Below are 8570 nucleotides of genomic sequence, written 5' to 3' on the forward strand. Positions count from 1 at the left end.
CGACTGTGCGCTGTACCGGCTTCAAAATGCAATCGGGATTATGCCGTATCGTTTGGATCTTCGCTCAGCACGACAACCTTTGTTCGCAACGGAACACGATTGAACAGATCGATCACGTCCTGCTGCCACATGCGGATGCAGCCGGAAGATACACTTTTGCCGATCGAGGACGGTTTGTTGGTTCCGTGTATCCGAAAAAGTGTATCCGTTGATCCCTGCCAAAGATCCATGGCACGCGCACCAAGCGGGTTTTTCAACCCCGGTGGATAGCCTTTTTCCCAGTACCGTTCCAGTGAGGGTTTGCGTGCGATCATTTCCCGTGGAGGGCGCCAGATCGGATGTTCGCGCTTCACGCGGATCAAGGCCTCACCATTCCAGGCAAAGCCCGCACGGCCAACACCAATCCCGTAACGCAAAGCCTTTTTGTTACCGAGCGTCCAATAGAGAAAGTTGTTGTATGGATCGACAATTATCGTCCCCGGTCTTTCCCGGGTCTTATACTCCACGACCTGTCGCAAGTACTGCTGGTCGAAGTTCTTGTAGTTGATCGCAGGCCAAGTGTAATCGCCATCGGGCAATGCTGCGTACGCCGCAGCGTAATCAAATTCCTCGTCAGGCAATTCGGCCTGGTCCGGCAGTCCGACGGCCGTCTGGCATCCTGCCAAGGCCCCGGCTGACAGCAAAAGACCACCGGCCAGGAATGTGCGGCGATCAAACAGATTGTTTTCTTCCGGGCGAGTTTGTTCGTGCGGCGAAAAATGACGCTTCATGGGACCTCCCAAAATGGAAGCCCTTTCTTGAGGCAGCTTTTCAACAGTTGCAAGTCACTTTCGATCAAAGTGCCTTACATTCTTCAAATGAACCACTAGATTGAGCCTACTGTTCGCAATTACCTGCCCCTGTTTCCGACACAAATCATTTGAGGAAATACCGTGCCCGACACCATAGCAAAGTCTCCCTTCCCGGTTTTCGATGGTCACAACGACACTTTGCTGAAACTCGAAATCGACGCGATCAAGGGCGGCAACCGTAATTTCTTCGAGCGTTCGGATACCGGGCATCTCGATCTGGTGCGGGCCCAGGAGGCGGGCTTTGCCGGCGGTCTGTTCGCAATGTTTGTCCCCTCTAATCCGGACCAGGATTTCAGCAGTCCGTTCGATCCGAAAGATCCTGCAAATTACCAGGAAGTGCCGCACAAACAGGCGCTCGACTTCACCTACCGCCTTCTGGAACGTGCTGAGCAAATCGAGACCGATTCTGATGGGCAAGTGGCCATCTGCCGAAGCGCCGAAGAAAACAGAGCTGCAATCGACGCCGGGAAAATGGCGATAAGCCTTCATATCGAAGGTGCGGAGGCAATCGACACCGAGTTTTACGCCCTGGAAGACCTTTACAAGCGCGGTTTGCGTTCGCTGGGACTTGTCTGGAGCCGTGAGAATGAATTCGGCTACGGTGTGCCCATGGCACACCCTGCTTCTCCCGATATCGGGACCGGTCTCACCGGCGCTGGCCGCGATCTTGTCAGGGCCTGCAACAAACTGGGTGTTCTGCTCGACGTGTCTCACCTGAATGAAAAAGGGTTCTGGGATCTGGCGCGCATCACCGACCGTCCGATCGTCGCCAGCCATTCAAACGTTCATTCCATCTGCCCCAGCAGCCGGAACCTCACCGACAAACAACTTGATGCCATCAAGGAAAGCGAGGGGCTGGTAGGGATCAACTTTCACGTCCCGTTTCTGAGACCGGATGGCGGTTACGCGAGGGACACTCATCTGAATGTCATTGCCGATCACGCTGCCTATCTTACCGACAGGCTCGGTGAGGACGGTGTTGCGCTCGGTTCGGATTTCGACGGCTGTGTTGTTCCGAACGACATTGGTGATGTGACCGGCCTGTCCCGTTTGCTGGAAGCCCTGGATGCAAGGGGATTCAATGCGATTGCCATTGAAAAGATTGCCCACAAAAACTGGATCAACGCGCTGGAAAAAGCGGCCGCATAACGACACCAGAATGCCGAATATCCGTTGGCGTGAAATCGGAGGAAGCTATCCACTGCTCGCAAACATGTTATCAGAGTTGACAGATTAGCGATTGCATTTGCCAAAGGGTCAAGAAAGTATGGATTTATTGTTATTTTTTATCCCGTCTATGTCGCAATTCCGGCGTTCTACCCAACGTTCGTAGCTCGAATCTGAAGCTCTTGGGAAGGGTTCCGGGAAGAACAAAAGACCAGACAGCGGGGTTAGGATTGGTGAGCCCCATCGACTCCCCTGCCGCTTCAACGAAGACCGGATGGTGAGGAAGATAGAACAGTTGCCGGAACATTTTTCTTCGGCAATGCGTCTGTTGGGGACGCTTGTTCGAACGCGATGCCAAGGGGAGAGGCAGCGACGTGAATGTACAACTCGCCGAAGATGCAGATCTGCAAAACGGATCAGGTTCAGGTGGCAAGCGCGCGCGCAAATGCGACGCTGTCTATCAGGATCTGAAACGAAAAATCCTGACCGGTGAACTGACTTCCGACAGCCTGATCACCGAGCAGTCTCTCGCTCAGGACTATCAATGTTCCCAAAGTACGATAAGGGAAGCCTTGATGCTTCTTCAGGAATTCGGCCTGGTTGACCGGCGTGGCTATCAGGGAACATTCGTGACCAACCCCAGCACGCTCGAGGCGATGCTTTTGCTGAAGCTTCGCATCGACATGGAAACAACCAGTGTCATTGAGGCCGCAAAAAACATCACCGCGCGCCAGTTACAGGAACTGCGGGATCTCGATCAGCAGTTTGAAGAATGCCGGTTGCGACGGGATGTTTTCGGTTGCTCGGAACTGGATCGCAACCTTCACCTAAAACTGTTCAAGATTGCCGAGATGCCGACACTGGAGCCGGTTCTGCTTCGAACCACCATGATGTTGCAGCGGATCATGCTCCCGACACCAAGGCCCGAAGCTGCCTGGAGACGGCAAAACGTGACGTCCCATCAGGACATCTTGAATGCGCTGGAGAAACAGGATGTGCAGGAAGTCAAAAACGCGATGAAGGCGCACATTCTCTCTAGCGCCGTCGTTCTTGCTCCGCATTTTTACGGCAGAGATCTCGACCAGTTGCAAAAAAACTTTGACAAGGAGCCCGCCCAGATCGCTGCTCTGGCCGGGCTCTGACATGTTCATTTCCGGAAACGCTTAGGCCGTTTCCGCCATTTGCTGCTGTGTCAGCATTGCCGCGCCGATCAGCTCTTTGGTGTAGTCGCATTTCGGCGATTCAAAAATTGCATCAGCGGTTCCCGCCTCAACAACCTTGCCGCGCTGCATCACCATCACCGTATCCGACAGGGCCCGAACGACGGCAAGGTCATGGCTGATGAACAGGTAAGTGAGATCATGCGCATTTTGCAGGTCTCGCAGAAGTTCAACGACCTGCTTCTGGATCGTGCGGTCGAGCGCGGATGTCGGCTCATCGAGCACGACAAGCTCGGGTTTCAACACCATGGTCCGCGCAATGGCGATACGCTGGCGCTGACCGCCTGAAAATTCATGCGGGTAGCGATTGCGCATGACTGGGTCCAGAGACACTTCTTCCAGAGCCTGACAGGCACGGTCGTCACGGTCCCTTGCGGTCAAGGACGGCTCGTGCACCAGAAGACCTTCGGAAATGATCTGTCCGACTGTCATGCGCGGGCTCAGGGATCCGAACGGATCCTGAAAGATCAACTGCATGTCCTTTCGCAGGGCACGCATTTCGGCTCTATCCTTGCCGGTAATCTGCTGGCCCTGAAACACGACGCGACCACCGGCCGGAAGCAGGTTCAGAACCGCCCGCCCGAGAGTGGATTTTCCTGAACCGCTTTCTCCAACGATTCCAAGGGTCTGCCCCTTGCGCAGAGAAAAGCTGATGTCGTCGACCGCACGCAGAATATGCTTCGGTTTCAGGAAGCCGGAGTCCAGCTCGAATTCCACTTCAACCTTCTGCGCTTCCAGCAGCACCGGCGCACTCTCCGGAACCGGGGGCTTGTGTCCTGTCGGCTCTGCATCCAGCAACATTTTCGTATAGGGATGCTCGGGCTTCGTGAAGATTTTTTGTGTCTCGCCGCTTTCCACCACTTCACCGGTCTTCATGACATAGACACGGTCGGAAATGCGGCGGACGATCCCCAGGTCATGGGTGATGAAGAGCACCGCCATGCCAAGCCGTTTCTGGAGATCGCGAAGCAGATCCAGGATCTGCGCCTGAGTGGTGACATCAAGCGCGGTCGTCGGCTCGTCTGCGATGAGCACATCCGGATCGTTGGCAAGCGCCATGGCGATCATCACACGCTGGCGCTGGCCACCCGACATTTCATACGGATAAGCTTTGATCTTGCGTTCCGGCTCGGGAATGTTGACGAGCTTCAGAAGATCAAGCGCCTTCGCCTTCGCCGCCTTCCAGGACAGGCCGCCATGGACGACCATCGGCTCGGCCAGCTGGCGACCGATGGTGTAGAGCGGGTCCAGCGACGTCATCGGCTCCTGGAAGATCATGGTGATCTTCGCACCGCGCACATCGTTCAGTTTCCTGATAGGCAGACCAAGGATATTGCGTCCACCATAGACGACCTCCCCTTGCGTGCGGCCGTTGGATGCCAGAAGGCCCATGGCTGCCATCATGGTCTGGCTTTTGCCGGAACCACTCTCGCCGACGATGGCCACGGTTTCCCCGGCTTCCACATGGATATCCACGCCGCGTACGGCGTTGACAGTGCCTGTTCCGGTCTCGAAATCGACCTTCAGATCCTTGATGGAGAGGACCGTCTTGTTGTTTTCACTGGTCATGGTCATCTCCTTACCGGTCTTTCGGGTCCAGGGCATCGCGCAAGCCGTCGCCGATGAAGTTCAGCGCAAACAGCGTCGATGTCAGGAAGATTGACGGGAAGATGAGCATCCATGCAGCCCCCTGCAGATTGCGCGCGCCTTCGGAGATCAGAACACCCCAGCTCGTCATCGGCTCCTGGATGCCAAGTCCGAGGAAGGACAGGAAGCTTTCCAGAAGGATGACTTTGGGCACCAGCAGCGTCATGTAGACGACGACCGGGCCCAGCGTGTTGGGAATGATGTGCCTGCGAACGATGCCGCCATCGGCCACGCCCATGGCTTCGGCAGCCTGCACATATTCCTGGCGTTTGATAGTCAGGGTCTGACCACGCACGATGCGGGCCATATCCAGCCATTCCACGGCACCAACGGCAATGAACATCAAGATGAAGTTCCTGCCGAAAAACACCACCAGCATGATGACGAAGAAGATGAAGGGCAGTGAATAAAGAATATCGACAACGCGCATCATCATCTGGTCGACACGGCCGCCGAGATATCCCGAAGTCGCCCCGTAAAGGACACCGATCGAGATGGCCACCACAGTTGCCAGCAAGCCGATCGTCAGCGAGACGCGCCCGGCGATAAAGGTCCTGGTCATCATATCCCGGCCATTTGCATCCGTGCCGAAATAGAAGTGCATGTAGTTGACGTCAGCATGAATTGTCGCCGATTTCTTGTCATCGGTGAAATCCATTACCTTAGCGTCCTTGAACAGGTCACTGCGGTCGAAGTAGCGCGTCGTGCGTGGATCGATTTCCCGGCGCGAGGTTACGTTCGCGATCACCGTATCACCGTTACGCTCATAGCTGTCGACCGTCAGGCGTGCGCGCTTGGCTACCGACATGAATGCGGGCTCGACTTGCGCAGCTCTTGGATAGGCCTCCAGGCTCGCCGGCACCTTGACATAGTCACGATAGACCGTGTCGAACTGATGAGGTGACAGGATCGGGCCGAAGATCGAGATCAGCGCTATTGCAACCAGCACAATCATGCTTGCAACGGCAGCCCGGTTGGCAAGCAGCCGGTCGCGCGCATCGTCCCAAAGGGACCTGCCTTTTGCGGGCACGTCGACGTTGTTTGTTGCTGTAATTGTCATATCCGTGTCCCTCCTCAATCGTAACGCACGCGCGGATCGAGCAGTGCATAAAGCAGATCCACAACGAGGTTGAACAGGATGACAAAACAGGCAACGACCACGACAGTCCCCATCACCAGGGTGTAGTCACGGTTTAGTGCGCCTTGCACGAAGTAGCGGCCGATGCCGGGAATACCGAAGATGGTCTCAATCACGACAGAGCCGGTAAGAAGAGCTGCGGCCGCCGGCCCAAGATAGGAAACGACCGGCAGGATTGCCCCCCTGAGCGCATGCACCACGACGACCATGTAGCTGGTCAGGCCATAGGCTCTAGCCGTGCGAACGTGGTTCGATCTCAAGGCTTCGATCATCGACCCGCGAGTCAATCGGGCAACCACGGCAACCTGAGGCAGCGCCAGTGTCACGACAGGAAGGATGACATTGACGAAGGCACCGCCGTTCCAGCCACCAACCGGCAGCCAGCCGAGCCAAACACCGAGGATCAGTGTCAAGATCGGTGCAACGACGAAATTGGGAATAGTCACACCAAGCGTCGCGGCTGCCATGATCGTGTAATCTGCGGGATGGTTCTGGCGCAGCGCTGCAGAAACACCCAGCACGCCGCCGACAACCAGAGCCAGACACAGCGCAGACAGTCCGAGCTGTATTGAAATCGGCAAGCTCTGCGCGAACAGCTCGTTGATCGAGAAGTCGCGGAAATAGAAACTCGGGCCGAAATCCAGCTGCACTATGCTTTTCAGATAGAGCAGGTACTGGTTCCAGAGCGGCTCATCGAGATGGTAGATCTTGTTCAGATTTTCCATCACTTTGGCCTCAAGTGGCCTTTCAAGATCAAACGGACCGCCAGGTGCGATCCGGATCAGAAAGAAAGAAATTGTAACGATCAGAAAGAGGGTCGGGATTGCGCTGAGCAATCTACCGAGCACATAGCGGTGCATAGGCTTTGCCCCTGTTGGTTTGCCGGCGGTCTTTGCGTGCCACCTTGCAAAAAACCGGCAGGAATATACCTGCCGGCTTTGTGTTTTCGATTATTGGGAGATGCTCATAAAGCGGGTCGGATGAACGTTGAGAAGGTTGTTCTCAAATCCGGCGACCTTGTCGGAAACCAGGTTCATGGAGCCGTAGTACATCAGCGGGATGAACGGCAGGTCGCGCATGAACAGTTCTTCCGCTTTTTTGAGGATTTCAGCACGCTTTTCCAGATCAATGGTTGCAGCGGCCTCGTCCATCAGAGCGTCATATTCCGGGTTCTCGTAACGCGCGTAGTTGAAACCGGTATTGTCGCTCTCGACCATGAACAGGAAGTTCTGCGGGTCGGAATAGTCACCAATCCAGCCGGCACGTGCAACGTCGAAGTCCTGACGGTCGCGAAGCATTGCATAGTGCGTCTTGGTGTCGGTGTTTACCATGGACACTTCAACACCAAGAGGCTTCCACATGTCGGCAATTGCAACGGCCGTGTTCTTGTGGTTCTCGGAAGTGTTGTAGTTGATTGTCAGCTTGAGCGGATTGGATTCGCTGAAGCCTGCCTTTTCGAGCATTTCGATCGCTTTTTCTTCGCGGTCGATCTGTGACATGTCCATGTAGTCGGCATATGCCGGCTCACCGTAATTGCCGATTCCCGGCGGTACGAAGGAATATCCGGCCACCATGGTGGAACCCCAGATTTCATCCGCGAGGAATTCACGGTCAATCGCCATGGACAGCGCCTGGCGAACTTCCGCGTTGCTCAGTGCTTCGTCTTCATGGTTCAGGGCGTAGTAGTAGGTGCCCAGGTACGGTGCCACACGGAACTGATCGCCAAGGTTTTCCTTCATGAAGGCAACCTGTTCAGTCGGCGCATCGTTGTTGGTGTGCAATTCGCCAGCCTGGAAGCGGCGCAGAGCTGCACCACGATCTTCCGTCGGATAGAAGAAGATCGTGTCGATCTTGACGTTGTCCGCGTCGTGGAAGTTCGGGTTCTTCGTCGCCTTCACATGCGCGTTCGGAACGAATTCGGCAAGCGTGAACGCACCATTGGTGACAATGTTCTCAGGCTTCACGAAGTCGGTGCCATGAGCATCGACCGTTGCCGGGTGAACCGGCAGGCCGGTCTGGTGTGTCAGCTGTTCGATGAAATACGGGGTCGGCGCCTCGAGGGAAATCTCCAGAGTGTGGTCGTCAAGCGCCTTCACACCCATGTCTTCCGGCTTCAGTTCGCCTTTGTTGACCTTTTCCGCATTCTTGATCGGGTAAAGGATGTTTGCGTATTTCGCACCGGTTTCCGGTGTCATGATACGGCGCAGGGAATAAACAAAATCACCGGCGACTACCGGGTCACCGTTTGACCACTTGGCGTTGTCGCGCAATTTGAACGTGTAGACGGTACCATCGTCGGAAATGGTCCAGCTTTCAGCAACGCCTGGAATGACCTTTCCGGCAGCATCATATGCGACGAGACCTTCATAAAGATCGCGCAGAATGTGTGCTTCGTAAGTGGTGGAGGTCTTGTGCTGATCCAGAGTTTCCGGGTCTGCGGTGTTGCCGCGGTGGTAGACCACCTCTGCAACTGCGGTTAGAGATGTAGCAGCCATTAGAGCAGCCGCAAGCGCTGTTACACGCATGGACTTGAACATATCGCTCTCC

7 protein-coding genes are annotated in these 8570 nt (G+C 55.4%); 2 read left to right on the forward strand and 5 right to left on the reverse strand.

The annotated features are described in order from the left end of the window. Positions 1–38: 38 nt before the first annotated feature. Positions 39–770 carry a L,D-transpeptidase gene (locus K5905_RS20595; RefSeq protein WP_297587137.1) on the reverse strand — a complete coding sequence of 244 codons (732 nt, stop codon included), beginning with the start codon at positions 768–770 and terminating at the stop codon, positions 39–41. A 162-nt stretch (positions 771–932) separates the two neighbouring features. Between K5905_RS20595 and K5905_RS20600 the strand changes: the two genes are divergently transcribed. Then, positions 933–2000 (forward strand): dipeptidase, encoded by a 1068-nt coding sequence (locus K5905_RS20600; protein WP_297587140.1) that lies wholly within the window; start codon positions 933–935, stop codon positions 1998–2000. A 392-nt stretch (positions 2001–2392) separates the two neighbouring features. Further along, positions 2393–3160, forward strand: coding sequence for a GntR family transcriptional regulator (locus K5905_RS20605; protein ID WP_297587142.1), 768 nt, complete (start codon positions 2393–2395; stop codon positions 3158–3160). A 21-nt stretch (positions 3161–3181) separates the two neighbouring features. On the opposite strand, the gene K5905_RS20610 is transcribed toward K5905_RS20605, so the two are convergent. From K5905_RS20610 to K5905_RS20625, 4 genes are all read right to left on the reverse strand, one after another. Beyond that, the gene (locus tag K5905_RS20610) at positions 3182–4813 is read right to left on the reverse strand and encodes an ABC transporter ATP-binding protein (RefSeq protein WP_297587145.1); all 1632 of its coding nucleotides are present in this window, start codon (positions 4811–4813) and stop codon (positions 3182–3184) included. 4 nt (positions 4814–4817) lie between these two features. After that, positions 4818–5945 carry an ABC transporter permease subunit gene (locus tag K5905_RS20615; RefSeq protein ID WP_297587147.1) on the reverse strand — a complete coding sequence of 376 codons (1128 nt, stop codon included), beginning with the start codon at positions 5943–5945 and terminating at the stop codon, positions 4818–4820. A 14-nt stretch (positions 5946–5959) separates the two neighbouring features. Next, positions 5960–6883: an oligopeptide ABC transporter permease OppB gene (oppB, locus tag K5905_RS20620; RefSeq protein ID WP_297587149.1), complete on the reverse strand. Its 924-nt coding sequence runs from the start codon at positions 6881–6883 to the stop codon at positions 5960–5962. A 90-nt stretch (positions 6884–6973) separates the two neighbouring features. Further along, on the reverse strand, positions 6974–8560 hold the full coding sequence (locus tag K5905_RS20625; RefSeq protein ID WP_297587151.1) for a peptide ABC transporter substrate-binding protein: 1587 nt from the start codon (positions 8558–8560) through the stop codon (positions 6974–6976). Positions 8561–8570 lie beyond the last annotated feature (10 nt).

It is taken from the genome of Roseibium sp. (assembly GCF_025698965.1).
Lineage (GTDB): Bacteria > Pseudomonadota > Alphaproteobacteria > Rhizobiales > Stappiaceae > Roseibium.

Bases quoted from the DNA above. Each gene is read 5' to 3' on its own strand.
- oppB (WP_297587149.1), bottom strand. From the start codon at position 6,883: ATGCACCGCTATGTGCTCGGTAGATTGCTCAGCGCAATCCCGACCCTC.
- K5905_RS20625 (WP_297587151.1), bottom strand. From the start codon at position 8,560: ATGTTCAAGTCCATGCGTGTAACAGCGCTTGCGGCTGCTCTAATGGCT.
- K5905_RS20615 (WP_297587147.1), bottom strand. From the start codon at position 5,945: ATGACAATTACAGCAACAAACAACGTCGACGTGCCCGCAAAAGGCAGG.
- K5905_RS20595 (WP_297587137.1), bottom strand. From the start codon at position 770: ATGAAGCGTCATTTTTCGCCGCACGAACAAACTCGCCCGGAAGAAAAC.
- K5905_RS20610 (WP_297587145.1), bottom strand. From the start codon at position 4,813: ATGACCATGACCAGTGAAAACAACAAGACGGTCCTCTCCATCAAGGAT.